Source organism: Oryzobacter telluris, from assembly GCF_043099285.1.
GTDB lineage: Bacteria > Actinomycetota > Actinomycetes > Actinomycetales > Dermatophilaceae > Oryzobacter > Oryzobacter telluris.
The window spans coordinates 1,322,795-1,342,083 of the sequence record NZ_CP170723.1 but is presented as its reverse complement, the minus strand read 5'-3'; the positions used below and the strand labels follow the sequence as shown (position 1 = coordinate 1,342,083).

The 19,289-nt window shown below is 73.3% G+C and carries 19 protein-coding genes and 1 tRNA gene; 9 read left to right on the top strand and 11 right to left on the bottom strand.

Annotation, left to right across the window (positions count from 1 at the left end):
• Positions 1-18: 18 nt before the first annotated feature.
• On the bottom strand, positions 19-1,527 hold the full coding sequence (locus ACFLFB_RS06110; RefSeq protein ID WP_392544818.1) for an LCP family protein: 1,509 nt from the start codon (positions 1,525-1,527) through the stop codon (positions 19-21).
• A 108-nt stretch (positions 1,528-1,635) separates the two neighbouring features.
• Between ACFLFB_RS06110 and ACFLFB_RS06105 the strand changes: the two genes are divergently transcribed.
• From ACFLFB_RS06105 to ACFLFB_RS06095, 3 genes are all read left to right on the top strand, one after another.
• Complete coding sequence (locus tag ACFLFB_RS06105) at positions 1,636-2,802, top strand: LCP family protein (protein WP_392544817.1); 1,167 nt, start codon at positions 1,636-1,638, stop codon at positions 2,800-2,802.
• 118 nt (positions 2,803-2,920) lie between these two features.
• Positions 2,921-4,444 carry an LCP family protein gene (locus ACFLFB_RS06100; RefSeq protein ID WP_392544816.1) on the top strand — a complete coding sequence of 508 codons (1,524 nt, stop codon included), beginning with the start codon at positions 2,921-2,923 and terminating at the stop codon, positions 4,442-4,444.
• An 83-nt stretch (positions 4,445-4,527) separates the two neighbouring features.
• Positions 4,528-4,659: a hypothetical protein gene (locus tag ACFLFB_RS06095; protein ID WP_392544815.1), complete on the top strand. Its 132-nt coding sequence runs from the start codon at positions 4,528-4,530 to the stop codon at positions 4,657-4,659.
• Positions 4,660-4,671: 12 nt separating this feature from the next.
• On the opposite strand, the gene ACFLFB_RS06090 is transcribed toward ACFLFB_RS06095, so the two are convergent.
• From ACFLFB_RS06090 to selD, 3 genes are read right to left on the bottom strand one after another with little or no spacing between them, the layout of a single operon-like run.
• Complete coding sequence (locus ACFLFB_RS06090) at positions 4,672-5,442, bottom strand: thioesterase family protein (RefSeq protein WP_392544814.1); 771 nt, start codon at positions 5,440-5,442, stop codon at positions 4,672-4,674.
• A gap of 27 nt (positions 5,443-5,469) precedes the next feature.
• Positions 5,470-6,636 (bottom strand): acyl-CoA dehydrogenase family protein, encoded by a 1,167-nt coding sequence (locus ACFLFB_RS06085; RefSeq protein ID WP_392544813.1) that lies wholly within the window; start codon positions 6,634-6,636, stop codon positions 5,470-5,472.
• Between the two features lie 5 nt (positions 6,637-6,641).
• Positions 6,642-7,652, bottom strand: coding sequence for a selenide, water dikinase SelD (gene selD / locus ACFLFB_RS06080; RefSeq protein ID WP_392544812.1), 1,011 nt, complete (start codon positions 7,650-7,652; stop codon positions 6,642-6,644).
• 48 nt (positions 7,653-7,700) lie between these two features.
• Here selD and ACFLFB_RS06075 point away from each other — a divergent pair.
• From ACFLFB_RS06075 to ACFLFB_RS06060, 4 genes are all read left to right on the top strand, one after another.
• Positions 7,701-7,795: transfer RNA gene (locus ACFLFB_RS06075), tRNA-Sec, on the top strand.
• A gap of 17 nt (positions 7,796-7,812) precedes the next feature.
• A complete protein-coding gene (gene selA / locus ACFLFB_RS06070) occupies positions 7,813-9,138 on the top strand; it encodes an L-seryl-tRNA(Sec) selenium transferase (RefSeq protein WP_392544811.1) in 1,326 nt (441 codons plus the stop codon).
• A gap of 1 nt (position 9,139) precedes the next feature.
• Positions 9,140-10,627 (top strand): SelB C-terminal domain-containing protein, encoded by a 1,488-nt coding sequence (locus tag ACFLFB_RS06065; protein ID WP_392544810.1) that lies wholly within the window; start codon positions 9,140-9,142, stop codon positions 10,625-10,627.
• A 64-nt stretch (positions 10,628-10,691) separates the two neighbouring features.
• On the top strand, positions 10,692-11,951 hold the full coding sequence (locus tag ACFLFB_RS06060) for a DUF222 domain-containing protein (protein ID WP_392545390.1): 1,260 nt from the start codon (positions 10,692-10,694) through the stop codon (positions 11,949-11,951).
• 13 nt (positions 11,952-11,964) lie between these two features.
• Here the strand turns inward: ACFLFB_RS06060 and ACFLFB_RS06055 are convergent, their stop codons facing one another.
• The 6 genes from ACFLFB_RS06055 to ACFLFB_RS06030 form a co-directional block, all read right to left on the bottom strand.
• Positions 11,965-13,386 (bottom strand): LGFP repeat-containing protein, encoded by a 1,422-nt coding sequence (locus ACFLFB_RS06055; RefSeq protein ID WP_392544809.1) that lies wholly within the window; start codon positions 13,384-13,386, stop codon positions 11,965-11,967.
• Positions 13,383-13,925: a hypothetical protein gene (locus tag ACFLFB_RS06050; protein ID WP_392544808.1), complete on the bottom strand. Its 543-nt coding sequence runs from the start codon at positions 13,923-13,925 to the stop codon at positions 13,383-13,385. Before ACFLFB_RS06050 ends, ACFLFB_RS06055 begins: the two co-directional genes overlap by 4 nt.
• On the bottom strand, positions 13,922-14,527 hold the full coding sequence (locus tag ACFLFB_RS06045; RefSeq protein WP_392544807.1) for a hypothetical protein: 606 nt from the start codon (positions 14,525-14,527) through the stop codon (positions 13,922-13,924). The genes ACFLFB_RS06050 and ACFLFB_RS06045 overlap by 4 nt, the downstream gene beginning before the upstream one ends.
• A gap of 86 nt (positions 14,528-14,613) precedes the next feature.
• Positions 14,614-15,405, bottom strand: a complete 792-nt coding sequence (locus ACFLFB_RS06040) for a hypothetical protein (protein ID WP_392544806.1) — start codon at positions 15,403-15,405, stop codon at positions 14,614-14,616.
• Position 15,406: 1 nt separating this feature from the next.
• Positions 15,407-15,949, bottom strand: a complete 543-nt coding sequence (locus tag ACFLFB_RS06035; RefSeq protein WP_392544805.1) for a MauE/DoxX family redox-associated membrane protein — start codon at positions 15,947-15,949, stop codon at positions 15,407-15,409.
• Between the two features lie 4 nt (positions 15,950-15,953).
• Positions 15,954-17,015 carry an LLM class F420-dependent oxidoreductase gene (locus ACFLFB_RS06030; RefSeq protein WP_392544804.1) on the bottom strand — a complete coding sequence of 354 codons (1,062 nt, stop codon included), beginning with the start codon at positions 17,013-17,015 and terminating at the stop codon, positions 15,954-15,956.
• Between the two features lie 89 nt (positions 17,016-17,104).
• Here ACFLFB_RS06030 and ACFLFB_RS06025 point away from each other — a divergent pair, with 89 nt between their 5' ends.
• Complete coding sequence (locus ACFLFB_RS06025; protein WP_392544803.1) at positions 17,105-18,277, top strand: nucleotide sugar dehydrogenase; 1,173 nt, start codon at positions 17,105-17,107, stop codon at positions 18,275-18,277.
• A 29-nt stretch (positions 18,278-18,306) separates the two neighbouring features.
• Positions 18,307-18,762: a CoA-binding protein gene (locus ACFLFB_RS06020; RefSeq protein WP_392544802.1), complete on the top strand. Its 456-nt coding sequence runs from the start codon at positions 18,307-18,309 to the stop codon at positions 18,760-18,762.
• 12 nt (positions 18,763-18,774) lie between these two features.
• On the opposite strand, the gene purE is transcribed toward ACFLFB_RS06020, so the two are convergent.
• On the bottom strand, positions 18,775-19,263 hold the full coding sequence (purE, locus tag ACFLFB_RS06015) for a 5-(carboxyamino)imidazole ribonucleotide mutase (protein WP_392545389.1): 489 nt from the start codon (positions 19,261-19,263) through the stop codon (positions 18,775-18,777).
• Positions 19,264-19,289: the final 26 nt, after the last annotated feature.

The following is a 19,289-nucleotide window of genomic DNA, read 5'->3' as shown; positions in this document are numbered from 1 at the left end:
AGAATCGGTGCTCGGCGCTCAGCCGGCCGAGCAGACGCCGGCGAGGTCCCCGGTGTCGGCGTCGGGATCGGTGCCCGGGCGCTCCATCACGGCCTGCTTCTTCGGCTCGCTGCCGGTGCCCGCCGTCGCGGCCGCCCCGGAGGCCGCGGGAGCGGCCGAGGCCGGCTTGGGCGCGGCAGCCTTCTCGGACTTGTCGATGGCCGCGGCCACGGTGCGGCGCACGACCGCCGGGTCGAAGTCCCAGGGCTTGATCAGCGGCGGGACGAAGTTCACCGCGCTGATCTTCTCCGACTTGGTCTTCACCGCGACGTCGGCGAGGACCGGCAGCGCGGCCTGCGGGATGTTCGTCGTGAACACGCCCTTCGTGGCCGCGGCGATGTCGCCGAAGTTGAGGACGACCGTCTGCGGGTCGAGCTGGCGGACCATGGCGGTGACGACGCAGCGCTGGCGCGCCATCCGCTCGTAGTTCGTGGAGTTGGCGCGGCTGCGGGCGTACCAGAGGGCGTGGTAGCCGTCGAGGTGCTGGCGCCCGGCCTGGATCCAGCCCTTGATCTCGTGCTGCGAGCCGATGGGCGTCTTGCGCTGCACGGTGACGTCGAGGCCGCCGACGGCGTCGACGAGGCTGCGGAACCCCTTGAGGTCGACGAGCACGTGGTACTGGATGTCGAGGCCGGTCAGGGACTCCACGGCCTCGGTCGTCGCGAGGATGCCGGGGTCGCCGGTGCCGGCGGGGAACTGGTCGGCGTGGTCGTGGGCCCAGGTGTACAGCCCGTTGAGCAGGCACTCGTCGCCGCAGGTCCAGCCCTCGGGCATGAGCCGCGCCATCGTGGACCCGGACCGGAAGGTGACGTGCTCGGTCTCGCGGGAGAACCCGAACAGCACCGCGCGACCGGTCTCGGCGTCGACGCTGGCGAGCTGGATGCTGTCGGGGCGCAGGCCGACGCGCCCGGCACCGCTGTCGCCGCCGAGCAGGAGGATGTTGTAGCGGCCGTCGCTGGCGGCGAGCGCCTCCCCCGAGGAGAACAGCGAGGACAGCGCGCTGCGGGCCTCGCCCACGGTCAGCCCCGCCCAGGCGGTGCCCCCGGAGAGCACGATGACGCTGACGAGGAGGGTGCCGAGGAGGGTTCGGCGGTCGCGCGGGGCCAGCCGGTCGGGGCGGCCCAGGCGCCACGCGTCGACGAGGAGGACGAGCCAGAGCACCGACAGGCCGAAGAGCAGCCACTCGGCGCCGGCGAGGGTCCAGCGGTGCGCGAGCACGGTGAGCGCGGCCTGGCGGCTGACGAGGAAGAGCAGCCCGACGAGGAGCGCGGCCCCGATCACCCCGGCCCAGACCCGCAGCGCGAAGCGCCCGAGCGAGCGGTTCCCGGCGGCGATCTGGGCCGAGCCGGGGAGCACGACGGTGAGCAGGACGAGCGTCAGCGCGCGGCGCCGGCTGCGGGCGGTGTCGCGCGGGGCGCGGGTGTCGACGCGGATCGGCTCGTCCGCCGAGGCGCGCTCGAGCACGGCGGTGCCCCGCTGGTCTGCCATGGGTCAGGAGTATCGGCGCGTTCGCGAGGATCCGGACGCCGCCACGCCGGTGCCGGGCGTCATCGGACGTCCAGCCACCGCCCAGCCTTGTTTGCCACACTGGCCACCATGTCCGACGACCACGCCCGCCCGATCCCCCAGGGACGTGGCCGCGGGGCAGCCGACGACGTCTTCGTCGTCGACACGCGCGGCGCCGGTGCCACCGCCTACGACGAGCTGGGCCGTCCCCTCCCCCCGGCCGGTGGCGGGCGACCGCCGAAGGCCCCGCGGGCGCCGCGGCGGCGCCGGCCCGGTGGGGGTCGCCGCGGCGTGCGGGCCGTGCTCGTGCTGCTCCTGCTGTGGGTGGTGTTCCTCGTGGTCACGCCGCTGCACGCGTGGACCCAGGTCACCCGGGAGGACACCACGCCCGGGGGCGATCGACCCACCGGCGCCGAGGGCAGCACCTACCTGCTCGTCGGCTCGGACAGCCGCGAGGGGCTCACCGCCGAGGAGCGCAAGGCCCTCGGGGTCGGCGGCGACGCCAAGGGCCGCCGCACCGACTCGATCATCCTCATCCACACGCCGTCGGGGTCGGGCAAGCCGGTCGTCATCTCCATCCCGCGCGACAGCTACCTCGAGATCCCCGGCGAGGGGAAGAACAAGGTCAACGCCGCGTTCGCCATCGGCGGTCCCCAGCTGCTCGCCGAGACGCTCGAGAAGGCCACCGGTCTGCCGATCGACGGCTACGTCGAGATCGGCTTCGGTGGCTTCGCCAAGACCGTCGACAGCCTCGACGGCGTCGAGATGTGCGTGCCGCGCGCCATCAAGGACAAGAAGGCGCACATCGACCTCCAGAAGGGCTGCCAGACCCTCGACGGCAAGAACGCCCTCGGGTACGTCCGGGCCCGCTACTCCGACCCCAAGGGCGACCTCGGCCGGGCCGAGCGGCAGCGCCAGTTCCTCGGCGCCGTGATGAAGAAGGCCGCCACGCCCTCCACCGTCCTCATCCCGTGGCGCTGGTGGGGCTTCACGCACGCCGCGGCCTCGGGCGTCATCGTCGGCGAGGACACCTCGCTCGCCGACTCGTACGCGATCCTGTCGACGATGCGCAAGGTCTCCTCCGACGAGGCGCTCAGCCTCGTCGTGCCCATCTCCACGACGAACGCGACGACCCGGGCGGGTAGCTCGGTCCTCTGGGACAAGGAGCGCGCGGACGCCCTGTTCGGCATGCTCAAGGACGGCGAGCCGATCACCACGGCCCCCGCCGGCACCGACAGAGAGCCCAGCGGCCGGTGAGCACCCGCCCCCACCTGCACGGTTCGTCGCTCCCGGACCGCATCACTACACTCGACGGCTGCGACCGCTCCCAGCGCGCGGGCGGTCGGCCCCCGTCGAGCCACGAGAGGAGGTCCGGGTGGACAGCGACACTCGGCACTCCGACGGCGGCGCCGACACCGACACCGCGGCCCGGGAGCGCGAGGTGACGCGCCGCGAGCTGCACGGCACGGTGCGCCGGTCGTGGCGCCGCCGCCTCGTCATCGGGCTGGTCACCGCGCTCGTCCTCGTCGTCGGGGGTGGCGCGTTCGCCGCCTGGAAGCTCAACGGCAACATCACCAAGATCGACGTCTCCACGGCCATCGGCTCGGACCGCCCCGAGGAGGTCGCGGGCACGGCCGACGCGGTCAACCTCCTCCTCGTCGGCTCCGACACCCGCGAGGGCGACGGGAACGACGCCTACGGGGACAACGACGGCACCGTCGGGGGCGCGCACTCCGACACCAACCTGCTCGTCCACGTCTCGGCGGACCGCAGCTGGGCCACCGTCGTCTCGATCCCCCGCGACTCGATGACGCCCGCCCCGCCGGACTGCTCCCCCACCGCCGGCAAGGACTCGTGGCGGATGCGGATGTGGAACCAGAACTACCGCATCGGGGGCACCGGCTGCCTCATCCGCACGCTCGAGGGGAACACCGGCCTGCGGATCGACCACTACGCGGTCGTCGACTTCCGCGGCTTCAAGACGATGGTCGACGCCCTCGGTGGCGTCGAGGTCTGCACGAGCCAGGCGATCAGCGACAAGAACACCCACCTCGAGCTCACGGCCGGCCGCCACACCCTCGACGGCCGCCAGGCCCTGCAGTACGTCCGGGCACGCAAGTCGATCGGCGACGGCTCCGACCTGGGGCGCATCCAGCGCCAGCAGGCGTTCCTCTCCTCGGTGATGCAGGAGGCGACGTCGACCAAGCTGCTCTTCCAGCCGACGAAGCTCTTCTCGTTCCTCGACGCCGCCACCACGTCGCTCACCACCGACCCGGAGTTCGGGCTGGGCACGATGCAGGACCTCGCCTCGAGCGTCAAGGGCATCGGGCTGGACAAGATCCAGTTCGTCACCGTCCCGAACGAGACCTACCCGCTCGACACGAACCGGGTGCAGTGGAAGGCCTCCGCCACGCAGATCTGGACCGCGCTGCGCGAGGACCACCAGCTCGGCACCCCGGGCAAGACCCCCACCCCCACCGCGACGCCCTCCACCGAGCCGCTCACCTCGTCGCCCGCCGACATCAAGGTCACGCTCGTCAACTCCTCCGGGGTGCCCGGGCTGGCGCGCCAGGCCCGCGACGGGCTCCAGGTCCAGGGCTTCGCGGGCATCACCACCTCGAACGGCTCCACCGGGCCCACCGGGGCGCTCGTGGAGTACTCGGGTGACCACGCCGAGGACGCCCGCACCGTCGCCGCGGCCTTCCCCGAAGCCACGGTGAAGAAGGTCTCCGGGCTCGGGTCCACCGTGCGCGTCACGCTCGGCAAGGACGCCCCGGACGTCGTCGAGCTGCCCAACCGGCTCGGCACGGAGCCACTGCCGACGCCCTCCATCGCGGCCACGCCCACGCCCAGCGAGTCGATCCAGACCCGCACGGCGACCACCGACATCTGCTCCTGACGACGGCCCCGCGCTTCCTCCCGGAGAGGGGCGTACTGTCGACGCACGGAGCCGTTCAGGCTTCCTAGCGCTGGGAGTCAGCCATGTCCGACAAGTCACCCCGACAACACATGGCGAAGAAGGCCGGCAAGTCCATCAAGGAGAAGCGGGCCGACAAGCACGCCAAGGCCGACGCGAAGAACCACCTCGACATCGGGGAGATCCGCAAGAAGTAGGCCGCGGGGGCGTCAGCGCGGTCGCAGGGTCAGGACCTGCGCGAGCGTGCCGAGCGGCCCCTGCTCGTCGTGGAGGACGGTGCTCGTCAGTCCGAGCCCGTTCGCCGCGAACGTCACCGTGGTGTCGAAGCCGACCCACTCCCCCTCCGGCGCGCGGACGAGGTGCGCCGTGAGGTCGAGGTTGGGGAAGTGCAGCTCGTCGGGGTGGACCCGCACGACCATCCCGTTGGCGATGTCGAGCAGCCCGGCCGCGCGCGCGACCGGTGCCACGTCCTCGCCGTCGACGAGGGCGGTCTCGGTGCGGACCCAGAAGCGCCCCCGACCGGGCTCGTCGCGCTCGCGGCGCACCTCGACGGTGCGGATGAAGCCTCCGGGCCAGAGCGCGGTGGGGTCCCACGGGTCCATGGCGTACGGGGTCGGGATGGGCGCCAGAGCCGTGCCCGCGATGGCCGTGGTGTCGCCGGGGCGCAGCAGCCAGGCGCGCAGCACGACGACGTCACGGCCGGCGTGGGCCAGGCGCGCCTCGACGAGCTCGATGGTGCGCCCGGGGCGCAGCACGGTCACCGACACCTCGACCTCGGCGACCGGGACGACCCCGAGGATGTCGTAGGCGAGGCGGCCGACGAGGAGGTCGTTGCCCCGGCGGGCCGAGAGGTCGCGGGTCACGGCGTGCGCGAGGAGCCCGATCGCCGGGGCGATGTGCTGCTCGTCGGTGCGCCACGCCCCGGCGGTGTGCTCGGTCGCCCGGAACCTGGTCTCGTCGAGCCGCTCGAAGTACGCCACGCCCTCGACCCTAGGCGGCCGGGGCGCTCAGCCCTTGAGGAGCTGGCGCGCCATGACGATGCGCTGCACCTGGTTGGTGCCCTCGTAGATCTGGGTGATCTTGGCGTCGCGCATCATCCGCTCGAGCGGGAAGTCGCGGGTGTAGCCGGCGCCGCCGAGGAGCTGGACGGCGTCGGTGGTGACGCGCATGGCGACGTCGGAGGCGTAGCACTTGGCGGCCGCGCCGAAGAAGGGCAGGTCGGCGTCGCCCCGCTCGGACTTGGCGGCGGCGACGTAGACCATCTGGCGGGCGGCCTCGAGCTCCATCGCCATGTCGGCGAGCATGAACTGCACGCCCTGGAACTCGGCGACGGCCTTGCCGAACTGGCGGCGCTCCTTGACGTAGGCGACCGCGTGGTCGAGCGCACCCTGGGCGATGCCGACGGCCTGCGCGCCGATGGTGACGCGGGTGTGGTCGAGGGTGGCGAGGGCGATCTTCAGGCCGGCGCCGACCTCACCGACGACCCGGTCGCCGGGGAGGCGGACCTTGTCGAAGTGCAGCTCGCGGGTGGGGCTGCCCTTGATGCCGAGCTTGCGCTCCTTCTCGCCGAAGGTGAACCCCTCGTCGGACTTCTCGACGACGAAGGCGGTGATGTTGTTGCCGCGCGCCCCGTCGGGGTCGGTGACGGCCAGGACCGTGTAGTAGTCGGAGACACCGGCGTTGGTGATCCACGACTTCTGGCCCGAGAGCACCCAGTCGTCGCCGTCGCGGACGGCGCGGCTCTTCATCGCGGCGGTGTCCGAGCCGGCCTCACGCTCGGAGAGGCCGTACGAGAAGGTCGACTCGCCCGCGGCGAGGGGGGTGAGGTAGCGGCGCTTGACGTCGTCGCTGGCGGCGAGGACGAGCGGCATCGACCCGAGCTTGTTCACCGCGGGGATGAGCGAGGACGAGGCACAGACCCGCGCCACCTCCTCGATGACGATGCAGACGGCCAGCGCGTCGGCGCCGACCCCGCCGTACTCCTCGCCGACGTGCGGGGCGAAGAAGTCGCTGGCGACGAGGGCGTCGTGCGCCTCCTGCGGGTAGCGCGCCTCCTCGTCGACCGCGGCGGCGTGCGGGGCGATCTTGTTCTCGGCGACGGCACGCACGGCCTCGCGGATCGCCTCGTGGTCCTCGGAGAGGCGGTAGGTGTCGAAGTCGGGGTTGCCACTCATGGTGCTCAGGTTACCGATGGGTAGAGGGTGGGCCGCGCCGCCTTGTCGGACGTCACACGGATCCGGGGCCCGCCGGCCACGGTCTCCCCGATGACGACGCCGCCGGGCACCTCCCCGACGACGAGGAGGCCGCCGCTCGTCTGCGCGTCGGCGAGGAGGAGCAGGTCGTCCTCGGTGAGGTCGTCGGCGAGGTCGAGGTGGGGGCGGACCCAGTCCAGGTTGCGGCGGGTGCCGCCGCTGACGAACCCCTCGCGGACCGCCTCGCGGGCGCCGTCGAGGAGGGGAACGGCCCGGGCGTCGAGCCGGGCGCCGACACCGGACGCCCGCAGCATCGAGCGCAGGTGGCCCAGGAGGCCGAAGCCGGTGACGTCGGTGGCGGCCTTCGCTCCCCCGGCGACCGCGGCGCGGGCCGCGGGGCGGTTGAGGGTCGTCATCGCGGCGACGGCGTGGGGGAAGACCTCGCCGGTGCGCATGTGCCGGGTGTTGAGGACGCCGATGCCGAGCGGCTTGGTGAGGGTGAGGGGCAGCCCGGGCTCGGCCGCGTCCTTGCGCAGGAGCCGGTCGGGGTGGGCGAAGCCGGTGACGGCCATGCCGTAGAACGGCTCGGCGCTGTCGACGGTGTGCCCGCCGGCGACCGCGCAACCGGCCTCGCGGGCGATGTCGGCGCCGCCGCGCAGGACGTCGGCGAGCAGGTCCATCGGCAGGACCTCGCGGGGCCAGCCGACGAGGTTGACCGCGAGGACCGGCTCCCCGCCCATCGCCCAGACGTCGGACAGGGCGTTGGCGGCGGCGATGCGGCCCCAGTCGTAGGGGTCGTCGACGACCGGCGTGAAGAAGTCGGTGGTGCTGATGACGGCGCGGTCGGCGTCGATGCGGACGACCGCCGCGTCGTCCCCGGTGTCGGCGCCGACGAGGAGGTCGGGGTGGCCGGGCAGGTCGATGCCGGCGAGGAGCGCCTCGAGCTCGCCGGGCGGCACCTTGCAGGCGCACCCACCACCTCGGGCGTGCTGCGTCATCCGGACCACCACGCGCTCCTTCCTGCTCGCTCCGCTAGCCTCGCGGACGGAGGCGTCCGGGGCCTGGTGGCCCCCCCGGTCTTCAACACCGGTGAAGCCGAGCACCTCGGCTTGGCGGGTTCGATTCCCGTCCGCCTCCGCCAGCCTACGAGGAGGTCCGGTGCCGCAGGAGCCGCAGTCCGCCGACCCGCGCCGGAGCGTGCCCCGCACGGACGTCGTGCTGGCCGACCCGCTGGTCGCGGCCGCCGTCGCGCGGCTGGGCGCGGGGGTCGTGCGGCCGGTGGTGTCGGAGGTCCTCGACCTGGTGCGGTCGGGGGCGTTGTCGCCTGGTGGTGCGGTGGCCGCGGTGGTGGCAGGGCTGCCGCCGCGGGCCACGTCGCTGCGGCGCGTCCTCAACGCGACCGGGGTCGTCCTCCACACCAACCTGGGGCGGGCACCGTTGTCGCAGGCCGCGGTCGAGGCGATGGTCGCAGCGGCGGGGACGGTCGACATCGAGCTGGACCTCGCCTCCGGTCGTCGGGGGCTTCGGGCGCCGGGGGTGGTCGAGGCGCTGCTGGCCGAGGTCCCTGCCGCCGAGGCGGCGCTCGTCGTCAACAACGGGGCGGCCGCGCTGGTGCTCGCCACGACCGCGCTGGCGTCGGGGGGCGAGGTGCTCGTGAGCCGGGGCGAGATGGTGGAGATCGGCGACGGGTTCCGCCTCCACGAGCTCGTCGAGTCGGCCGGGGTGCGGGTGCGCGAGGTGGGGACGACGAACCGGACGCACCTGCGGGACTACGCCTCCGCGGTGTCGCCTGCGACGGGGGCCGTGCTCAAGGTGCACCCGAGCAACTTCACGGTCGACGGGTTCACCCGGGAGGTGCCGGTGCGCGAGCTGGCGGGGCTCGGGGTGCCGGTCGTCCACGACCTCGGCAGCGGGCTGTTGCGCCCGCACCCCCTCCTCCCCGACGAGCCGGACGCGACGTCCTCGCTGCGAGACGGGGCCGCGGTGGTGACGTTCAGCGGGGACAAGCTGCTCGGCGGCCCGCAGGCGGGGATCGTGCTGGGGCGACGCGACGTCGTGGAGCGGATGCGGCGGCACCCGCTGGCGCGTGCGCTGCGTCCCGGGAAGACCACGCTGGCGGCCCTGGAGGCGACGCTGCGGGGGCCGCTGCCTCCTGCGCCGGCGGCGGTGGCCTCTTCTGCGGCTGGTCTGCGGGGTCGGTGCGAGCGGATGGTCGCGGCCCTGGCGTCGGGCGGGGTGGTGGCCGAGGTCGTGGCGTCGGAGGGACGCGTGGGCGGCGGGTCGGCGCCGGGTGTGGTGCTGGCGGGCTGGGCGGTGTCGCTGCCCTCCTCCGTGGCCGACGCGCTGCGTGCTGGGGATCCGGCGGTGCTCGCGCGGGTGCACGAGGGGCGGGCGCTGCTCGACCTCCGCGCGCTGGCCGGGGAGGACGACGACGTCGTGGTCTCGGCCGTGCTCGCCGCGGTGGTCGGGTCGCGCGGTCGCTGACATGGCGGTCGTCGCGACGGCGGGGCACGTCGACCACGGCAAGTCCGGGCTGGTCCGTGCGCTGACCGGAACCGACCCGGACCGGCTTCCGGAGGAACGCCGGCGGGGCATGACGATCGAGCTGGGGCACGCGTGGGTCTCGCTCGGGGACACCAGGATCGCGCTCGTCGACGTCCCTGGTCACGACCGTCTGGTGGGGACGACGATCGCGGGGATCGGTCCGGCGGCGTTGGTGCTGCTCGTGGTCGCTGCCGACGAGGGGTGGTCGGCGCAGACCGAGGAGCACGTCGCCGCGATGCGCGCCCTCGGGGTGTCCCGGGTGGCGGTGGTGGTGACGAAAGGGGATCTGGCGGAGGGGAACCCGGTCCTCGCCGACACGCTGTCGCGGTTGGTGGGGCACGGCATCACACCGCTCGCGACGGCGGTGGCATCGGCGCGGACGGGGGTCGGCCTCGACGACGTGCGGTCGGCGCTGCTGGCCCTGGTGGCGGCGGCTCCTGCCGTGGATCCTGCTGCGCCGGTGCGGTTCTGGGTCGACCGGTCGTTCAGCGTGGTCGGGTCAGGGACCGTCGTCACGGGGACGCTGCCGACCGGGACGGTGCGGGCGGGCGACACGCTCGAGGTGGGCGGTTCGCGGGTCGTGGTCAGGGGGCTGCAGGTCCACGGTGAGGCCGTGGCGGAGGCGCGCGGCCCGACCCGGCTCGCGGTGAACCTTCGCGCGGTGCCGACCTCGGCCGCTCCCCGAGGGAGCCGGCTCACGACGCCGGGTTCGGTGGGTGCTGTCGGCGTGGTGGACGTGGCGCTGCATCCCCTGGTCACGCGCCGGCCGTCGCAGGCCGTGCTCCACGTGGGGACCACGACGGCCCCGGTGCGGATCCGGCCGCTCGGTGACGGGCACGCGCGGCTCACCCTCGTCGGGTCGCCCGGGGCGGCGTTGCTGCCGCTGGTGGTGGGCGACCGGCTGCTGCTGCGCGACCCGGGGGCGCACGAGGTCCTCGCCGGGGCCGACGTGCTCGCGCTCGATCCCCCGCCGTTCGCCCGGCGCGGGGACGCGGACCGCCGTGCGGCCGAGCTGGTGGGGACGCGTCCTCCCGGCGACACGGGACCGGCCGCGCATCCGAGACCCGTCGCCATCGAGGCTTCTGCATCCAGCGCCCTGGTGACCCTGGCGGCGTGGTTCGCGGACCACCCCTTCGGCGCGGCACCGGCCGAGCTGCTCGCCGATGCCGCGCTGACGCCGGGCGTGCTGGCCGAGGCCGAGCGGTCCGGTCTGGTGCTGCGGACGGGCGGCGCGGTCCTCGCCGGGGACGCGGTGGAACACGCTGTCCCGGTGCTGGCGACGTTGTCCGACGGGTTCGGTCCCGGCGACGCGGCCCGGACGCTGGGGACGTCGCGGCGGGCTGCCGTGGCGCTGCTCGAGCGGCTCGACGCGATGGACCTCACGGTCCGCGGGTCCGACGGCACTCGACGCCTCCGGCCGGGTCGCTGAGGGTTCACGCCGGCCCGGCGGTCGGTCGTCCACAGGTGGCGCCTCGTGGGGGTTGTCCACAGGCATGGTCGCCGGCGGGTGTCCGGTGTCGGCCGGCGGGATCGACCTGGTCGCGGAGCTGGAGCGGGTGAAGGGGGCGTGTTCGGCCACGCAGGCGCGGCTCGTGGATGCGGTGCGGCTGTCCCGGGAAGTCTCGGCGCCGCAGGACGCGGCCCGCTCGGTGGGCTCCGAGGTGGCGTTGGCGCGGCGTGAGTCCCCGCCCTGTGGGGACCGGTTCGTGCGGGTGGCGCGGGCGTTGGTGCACGACCTGCCCCAGACGATGGCGGCGTTGACCTCCGGGGTGTGCACGGAGATGCACGCGGTGAAGGTGGTCGAGTCGTCCTCGGTGCTGACCCGGCCTGCGGACCGGACCGCCCTCGACGACCGCGTCGGACCACTGCTGGGCGGCCTCGGGGTGAAGGCGGCCGACGCGGCCGCCCGCCGGGTCGCCGCCGAGCTCGACGCGGCTGCCGTCATCGCCCGGATGGAGGCTGCGGTCCGCTCCCGCCGGGTCAGCGTGCGGGCGGCGGCCGACGGGATGGGCTACCTGACCGTGCTCGGGCCGATGGTCGAGGTCGCCGGCGCCCACGCCGCGCTGCAGGCGAGGGCCCGGTCGGTGGTGGCGGGACGTGAGGACGAGCCCCACGGCGGCCGCGGGATCGGCGCGGTCGCCGCCGACACCGCCCTGGCCACCCTGTCCGGGCGCGCCGTGGGCCAGGTGCAGCCCGTGGAGGTGCACCTGGTGATGACCGACCGCACCCTGCTCGGCACCGGCGACCCCGATCGGTCCGTCATGGAACCAGCCCGTGTCCCCGGCATCGGGCCCGTCCCGGCCCCCGTCGCCCGCTGGTGGTTGCGCGGCCCCCACCCGGCCACCGATGACGAGGCGACCGTGTGGCTGCGCCGGCTCTACACCACCCCCGACGGTCGCGACCTGGCCGGCATGGACTCCCGCCGCCGCACCTTCACCGGACTCCTGCGCCGCATGCTGATCCTGCGTGACGACCTGTGCACGACCCCGTGGTGCGGAGCCGCGATCGCCCACGCCGACCACGCCACGCGCTCCCGGGACGGCGGCGCCACGGACTACACCACTGGCAACGGCAAGTGCGCCCGCTGCAACCTCACCAAGGAAGCCCCCGGCTGGGACACCGCCATCACCGCGGAAGGCCTGCGCGAGGTCGTGGTGCGGACGCCGTTGGGCCGCACGTACCGCACCCGACCACCGCCCCTCCTCGGCTGGGGCAGCGACATCCCGCCCCCGGACGACACCGACGTCGCCTGACACGAGGACGCGCTCACGCGGTGATGGTGCCGCCCTCGAACGTGCCCGTGAAGGTCCCGTCGCCGTTGTCGACGACGTGGGACGTGGGGTAGCCGTAGCTGCCGTCCACCCCGCCGGCGGTCTCCCACTGGGTGAGGACCGGGCCGCGCACGGCGAACGCCGGCTGGTCGGTGAGCCCCCAGAACCCGCCCCGCTGGAACCGCTGTGCGTACCCACGGGCCAGGGCCTGACGGTCCTGGGTCGGGAAGCCCAGGGCTCCACCCTCGCGACCCTGGTCCTGCCACGCGGTCCAGACCTGGGTGTGGACCACGGCGCGCGGCGTCGTCCGCCCGACGATCGTGCACCCGCCCTGGAAGAGCTGGATCCACCCGTCACCGTCCACCGGGAAGTTCTGCATCGCGGCGACGGGGTACCCGAGGGGCCCGTCCTCGCGGCCGGCGGCGACCCACATGGTCCACCGGTAGCCGAACACGGCCTGGGTGAAGGTCGACAGGCTGTCGGTGATGCAGCCCTTCTCGAACAGCTGCATCCAGCCGCCGTCACGCAGGCCGTTGAGCTGGGCGCCCTTGGGGTAGCCGATGATGCTCGGGCCGCCGACCTTCGCGTACGCGGTGAGCAGGCCCGACGACATCGCCGAGGCCCCCGTCGCGGCCGACCACCAGATCCGGCCGCCCTGGTAGTTGACGTACTTGCCGCGACCGTCGCTGACGGCCTTGATCGGGCCCGTCGAGCCCTTGAGGTAGGAGCCCTGTCCGCCCATCTGGGTGTACAGCTTCTCCATCGGGCCCCACTGCGGCAGGTAGGGCGAGCTGTGGTTGGCCGTGGCGTCACTGCGGAACGACGTCGTCGAGCAGCTGTCCCACTGGTAGGGCGGCACGCACGACACCACCCGGCAGTGGACTCCGCCGCTGCACTTCACCTGCGTGTTGCACTGCCCGTAGCGGAACGCGTTGCAGCACACCTTGCGGCGGTCACACGTCGCCGACGAGCCGGTGCCGCACGAGCAGTTCCAGCACTTGTTGTCACAGATGTGGTCCGAGCAGCCGGTGCTGCACTTCGTGCACTGGGCGTTGCAGTCGACGATGTAGCGGTACCCGCCGCCGCACCACGTGGAGTCGGCAGCCTTCCACCACCCCGCCGTGAAGCTCCCCGGAGGGCACCCGTTCAGGCCCTTGTTGATGGTGGCGCAGAAGACCGTCCAGCCGCTCGCCGCCGTGTTGCCGGGCCCGCAGATCGTCGCGTAGGCCGACTGGGGTCGCAGCGCGTACGCCTTGGGGTCGGTGACCAGCGCCGACCCCGCGACCGCAGCACCCACGAGGACGCCGCGCCGACCGACCCGGCGACCTCGCGACAGGCGGTCGACGAGACGCACCAGCCCGGAAGGACGCGTCAGGACCTCGTCGAGGGCGGACGACGACACCGGCGGAGCGCTCACACGACCACCCCACGCCGCGCCATCACCGAGGCCGGCTCGACCGCCAGCGAGCGGACCACTCCCGCGGCCCGCGGCACGGTCGCCATCCGGCGACTGTGGCTGCCGACGACGGTGAACAGGCAGAACGCCCGGCCCCCGACGCTGAAGAAGTGCTGGCTCCCGCTTCGACCCGGGACCTCGCGGAACATCCGGTTCGGGGAGAACTGCGACGGCGCCAACCGTGGCCAGCCCTGGCGCTCGAAGAGCCCGAACCCCGCGAGGTCCGACCCGTACTCGACGAGCGAGACGAATACGTCCTCCGGGGTGAGCAGCTCGATGACGCCCGAGCCGAAGTCCCCGACCGCCGTCGGCAGCGGACGCGTGCACACGTGGACCACGGGAAGGGTTCGCTCCCCCGGCTCGGCGGGCGCCGCGGGAGCGAGCCCACGGGCCTCAGGGGGCGGCGCCGGCGCGGTCTCCGGGGGGACGGGACGGCGCACGATGGCCGAGGTCCAGCCCGAGGGGACGTCGACGGAGATCCCGAAACCGCTCCGCCTCATGCCACTCCGATCACAGCCGCCACCGCGAGGGCCAGGGAACCCGTCGCCAGCCCCACCCTAGACAACGTGTCCGCCGCACGCGCCCTGAGCTCGACGTGTCGCAGCGCCGACCACAGCCGCTCGCGCGTGTCGACCCCGGCCATCAGCACGAGGGGCAGCGCCCTGACCAGCCCGAACACCGCCCCCAGCAGCGCCCCCGCCCAGGGCGTCCCCGACAGGCCCGCGAGCACGATCACCGCGTAGGTCGTCGAGCTCGTGACGATCGTGACGACCCCGAAGCCGAGCTGCGCCCCGAACCCGACCCCCACGACCCAGCCGCGGTAGTGCCCGATCCACGCCTCGTCGACCTGGCGCCGCCACGACGGCAGCGACAGCCCGCCCAGCCGGAGGTCGAGGGCCAGCCCGACGAGCAGCAGCACCGCCGCCACGAGGAAGGCACCGGTCGACCACCGCCACCGCTCGGGCACCAGCGAGCCGAGGGAGGACGCCAGCAGCCCGAGGACGAGCCCGCCGAGGGTGGAGGAGACGACGTACGCGGTGGTGGTCAGCCACCACCGGGAGGCGCGGGCCCGCTCACCGAACGGGCTGATGCTCGAGAGCATCGAGTGGCCTCAAGGCGACCACGTGGCACGGACGGCGGCGAGCACCGCCATCGGCAGCCCGATGGCGAGGACCACGGCCAGTGCCGTCACGGGCGCGGCTCCCGGGCCTCGTCCGGGTCCGGCGGGGTGTGCAGGCTCTGGTGGCCCGGGTGGATGCCGGCCGCGTGCAGCTCGGCGTCGATCCGGTTCAGGTCGTCACGGCCACCGGGGTCGAGCCGACCGGCCAGCTCACGCGCGTGGGCGGTCTCCTCGACCGCCTGCGCGAGGAGGTCGCGCACCGCGGGCCAGGACGTCGCCGAGCCCTCGCCGGTGACCTGGCCGTCCTCGACGAGGACGAAGTACGGCGAGCCGGGGATGTCGTAGTCGGCCCACGCGGCTCCGGACGCGACGACGCGCACCCCGGGCCGGGCCAGCTTGGCCAGCGTGGCCGGTGACTCGTCGGGACGGCCCTTGGCCACGATGACGAGCTGCGCGTCGGCGGGCGTGGCGGTGTCGGGGCCGAGCTCCTGCCAGAAGGTCAGGCAGACACTGCACCCCGAGGTGAGGAAGGCCAGGAGGGTCGTGGGGCCGCCGCGCGACGCCAGCGCGACGACGCTGTGCTGCCCGGTGAGGTCCTCGCCGATGACGTCGTGCGCGGTCGAGGACTCGGTGCGCGTCCCGGCGACGACCCCAGGCTCGATCTGCACGGCCACCGGTCCGGTGCCGGAGCCACCGCCGTGCGGGTCGTGCCCGGCCTCGGCGGCCTCCTTCTCGAGGTCGAGCCCGGCGCCCAGCTCGTGCAGCGCCTTGAGGATGAGGGCGTGGCTGCGCAGCAGCCCGAGGACGAGCACGCCCAACAGCGCGATGGCAACGCCTTCGGCGACGACGACCCAGACCACGTCAGCCCCTCGTCCCGCTGCGGACGGCGCGCGGGTCGACCGACGGCAGCACCGCCATCACCTGCCACGCGAGGAAGCCCACGAGCGCCACCAGTGCCACGACACCCACCGCGGACCCGGCCGTCAGGGACGCCCAGGCGTCAGCGGGCGGCACCAGGGCCACGGCGAACCCGACCACCGAGGCCGCACCCGTGAGGACGGCGTGCGCCCACGTCGGCGGGGTGTCGGCCTTGCCGAAGCAGCCACAGCTCGAGAGCACGCCACCGCGGCGCAGCGCGACCACGACGAAGACCGTGAACCCGCCGTAGAGCAGCCCCACCAGCGCACCGCCCAGCCGCCCCGGGACCACCAGGGCGCCCAGCCCCACCACGACCTCGACCACGGCGAAGAGCCGAACCACGCTGCGGCCCACCGGCATCCCGACGGATCGAACGGCCCGATGCAGGTCGCCGGGGTCGAGGACCTTCGGCGCCCCTGCGACCACGAGCAGCACGGCTGCCGCCGCGAAGGGCACGACGAGGACTCCCCAGACCGACGAACCCACCCGACTACCGCCCGGTGAGGAGGTGCCAGAGGTGGCCGTGCTCCTCGCGGTCCACGAGCTCGGGGACGACGGCCCGCTCGAACAGCTCGACGCCGGACAGGTCGTACGCCTGCTCGGCGAAGTTGGTGATGGCGTAGGTCATGCCACGCTTCTCGAGGTCGTGGAGCCGCTCGACGAGCTGCTCGGGGGTGCCCACGAGCGGGCCGGTCCCGTACGTGTTGATCGTGTCGTCGACCTTCGCCTCCGGCACGCCCGCGCCGAGCAGGCGGTCGCGGATCAGGCCGAGGCGGTCACGGACCTCGCGCTCGTCGCGGCCGATGACGACGTTGTAGTTGGCGCTGCGGACGATCTCCCCGAAGTCGCGCCCGATGTCGCGGCAGTGCTGCTCGAGGATCGCGCTCTTGGCGTCGAAGCCCTCGGGCGACCCGTCGAAGTTGGTGTAGTCGGCGTACTCGGCGGCGATGCGCAGCGTCTTCTTCTCGCCGCCACCGGCGACCCACATCGGGATCCCGTTGCCGCTGCTGCCGGGCAGCGAGGTGCCCTGGAGCGGCTGGGGGAAGCACAGCGCGCCGTCGACCTGGTAGTGCTCACCGTCGAGGGTGGCGCGACCGGTCGTCCACATCTGGCGCATGACGTCGACACCCTCGCGCAGCATCGCGAGGCGCTCGCCGGCCCGAGGGAACCCGTAGCCGTAGGCCCGCCACTCGTGCTCGTACCAGCCGGCGCCGATGCCCATCTCGAGACGACCCTCCGACACGATGTCGACGGTCGCCGCGACCTTCGCGAGGTACGCGGGGTTCCGGTAGGCCATGCACGTGCACATCTGGCCCAGGCGGACCCGGCCGGTGACCCCGGCGAAGGCGGCCATCAGGGTCCACGCCTCGTGGACGGCCTCCTCGGTGGGGTGCGGGACCGGGTGGAAGTGGTCATAGACCCAGATCGAGGACCAGTCGTGGTTCGCGTCGGCGCGGCGCGCGAGCCCGGCCATGACGCCCCAGTGCTGGTCGGGGTCGATGCCGACGAGGTCGTGGCGCCAGCCCTGGGGGATGAACAGTCCGAACTTCATGCGTGGGGCGTCCTCTCGTCGGCAGTGGCTCCCACCGTACGGCCTCTCCCGGGGACCTCGCCCACCCGCTCCCTCCCTAGGCTGTCCCCATGACCGGACACATCACCGTCGTCGGCACGTCGTACGTCGGGCTCTCCCTCGCCGTCCTCCTGGCCGAGCACCACGACGTCGTCTCCTACGACATCGACGAGCGACGCCTCGAGCTGATCCGGGACAAGCACAGCCCGATCTCCGACCCGGACATCGAGGAGCGCCTGGCCACGCACGACCTGCGCCTCACCACGACCTCCGACAAGACCGAGGCCTACACCGGCGCCGAGTTCGTCGTCGTCGCCACCCCGACGAACTACGACGAGCGCACCAACTACTTCGACACCAGCACGGTCGAGCAGGTCGTCGGCGACGTCATGGCGATCAACCCCGAGGCCACCGCGGTCATCAAGTCGACCATCCCCGTCGGCTTCACCGCGGGCCTGCGCCGCCGGCTGGGCACCGAGAACGTCATCTTCTCCCCGGAGTTCCTGCGCGAGGGCCGCGCCCTGCACGACAACCTGCACCCCTCGCGGATCATCGTCGGCGACCGGGGCCCGCGCGGCGAGCGCTTCGCGAGCCTGCTCGCGCAGGCGTCCCTCGACCCCGACGTGCCCGTGCTGCTCACCGACAGCACCGAGGCCGAGGCCATCAAGCTGTTCGCCAACACCTACCTGGCGATGCGCGTGGCGTTCTTCAACGAGCTCGACACCTACGCCGCCACCCACGACCTCGACACCCGCCAGATCATCGACGGCGTCGGCCTCGACCCCCGCATCGGCGGGCACTACAACAACCCGTCCTTCGGCTACGGCGGCTACTGCCTGCCCAAGGACACCAAGCAGCTCCTGGCCAACTACGCCGATGTGCCGCAGACCCTCATCAGCGCGATCGTCGACGCCAACACCACCCGCAAGGACTTCGTGGCCGCCGACATCGTGGCCCGCGGGCCCAAGGTGGTCGGCATCCACCGGCTGATCATGAAGGCCGGCTCCGACAACTTCCGCAGCAGCAGCGTCCAGGGCGTGATGAAGCGGGTCAAGGCCAAGGGCATCGAGGTCGTCGTCTACGAGCCCGAGCTGCACGAGGACCGGTTCTACGGCTCGGAGGTCGTCCACGACCTCGACGAGCTCAAGCGGCGCAGCGACGTCATCGTCGCCAACCGCCTCGTCCCCGAGCTCGAGGACGTCGCCGACAAGGTCTACACGCGAGACCTGTTCGGCAACGATTGAACCCTGCCCCTGCGGGGCATGATGAGGACATGGCCCACCACCACCACATGAACGACCCCGACCTGGTCCGCGAGCTCCTCATGGACCCGGGGGTCTGGATCGTCGTCGGCCTGTCGTCGAACACCGAGCGCGCCGCGTACCGCGTCTCCAAGTGGATGCACTACGAGCTGAGCCGACCGATCATCCCGGTGCACCCCACGGCCGAGAAGGTCCACGGGCAGCAGGGGTACGCCTCGCTCGACGACGTGCCCGACCAGGACATCAAGGTCGTCGACTGCTTCGTGAACTCCGAGCACGTCGGCGCCGTCGTCGACGACGCCATCCGCAACAAGGACCGCCTCCAGATCGACGCCATCTGGATGCAGCTCGGGGTCGTCGACGAGGACGCGGCCGAGCGGGCGCGCGCCGCCGGGCTCGACGTCGTCATGGACACCTGCCCGAAGATCGAGTGGCCCAAGGTCCGCAGCGAGGGCATGGCCCGCTAGGGCCGCTCGGGCTCAGCCCGGCGATCGGCGGGAGCGCAGCCGCGCGCCCTTCGCGTGCGCCTCGTCGCGCAGTGCGGAGCGGAAGTCGGCGAGCGCGGCGCGCAGCCGAGTCGCCTCCTCGCCCTCCCCGGCCCCGAGGATGCGGGCGGCCAGCAGCCCCGCGTTGCGGGCCCCGCCCACGGAAACCGTGGCGACCGGGACGCCCGCGGGCATCTGGACGATCGACAGCAGCGAGTCCATCCCGTCGAGGTACGTCAGCGGCACGGGCACCCCGATGACGGGCAGCGAGGTCACCGACGCGAGCATCCCCGGCAGGTGCGCGGCGCCACCGGCCCCGGCGATGATGACGCGCAGCCCCCGCTCCTCCGCGCTGCGGCCGTACTCGACCATCTCCTCGGGCATGCGGTGCGCGGAGACGACGTCCACCTCGCAGGCGACACCGAGCTCGTCGAGCGCGCCCACCGCCGCCTCCATCACGGGCCAGTCCGAGTCGGACCCCATGACGACGCCGACCACCGGTTGTGCAC

Coding starts and splice junctions, on each gene's coding strand:
- ACFLFB_RS06050 (WP_392544808.1), bottom strand. CDS start 13,925: ATGAGGCGGAGCGGTTTCGGGATCTCCGTCGACGTCCCCTCGGGCTGG.
- ACFLFB_RS06105 (WP_392544817.1), top strand. CDS start 1,636: ATGTCCGACGACCACGCCCGCCCGATCCCCCAGGGACGTGGCCGCGGG.
- ACFLFB_RS06060 (WP_392545390.1), top strand. CDS start 10,692: ATGGTCGCCGGCGGGTGTCCGGTGTCGGCCGGCGGGATCGACCTGGTC.
- ACFLFB_RS06085 (WP_392544813.1), bottom strand. CDS start 6,636: ATGAGTGGCAACCCCGACTTCGACACCTACCGCCTCTCCGAGGACCAC.
- ACFLFB_RS06030 (WP_392544804.1), bottom strand. CDS start 17,015: ATGAAGTTCGGACTGTTCATCCCCCAGGGCTGGCGCCACGACCTCGTC.
- selD (WP_392544812.1), bottom strand. CDS start 7,652: ATGACGCAGCACGCCCGAGGTGGTGGGTGCGCCTGCAAGGTGCCGCCC.
- purE (WP_392545389.1), bottom strand. CDS start 19,263: ATGGGGTCCGACTCGGACTGGCCCGTGATGGAGGCGGCGGTGGGCGCG.
- ACFLFB_RS06110 (WP_392544818.1), bottom strand. CDS start 1,527: ATGGCAGACCAGCGGGGCACCGCCGTGCTCGAGCGCGCCTCGGCGGAC.
- ACFLFB_RS06020 (WP_392544802.1), top strand. CDS start 18,307: ATGGCCCACCACCACCACATGAACGACCCCGACCTGGTCCGCGAGCTC.
- ACFLFB_RS06045 (WP_392544807.1), bottom strand. CDS start 14,527: ATGCTCTCGAGCATCAGCCCGTTCGGTGAGCGGGCCCGCGCCTCCCGG.
- ACFLFB_RS06095 (WP_392544815.1), top strand. CDS start 4,528: ATGTCCGACAAGTCACCCCGACAACACATGGCGAAGAAGGCCGGCAAG.
- ACFLFB_RS06025 (WP_392544803.1), top strand. CDS start 17,105: ATGACCGGACACATCACCGTCGTCGGCACGTCGTACGTCGGGCTCTCC.
- ACFLFB_RS06065 (WP_392544810.1), top strand. CDS start 9,140: ATGGCGGTCGTCGCGACGGCGGGGCACGTCGACCACGGCAAGTCCGGG.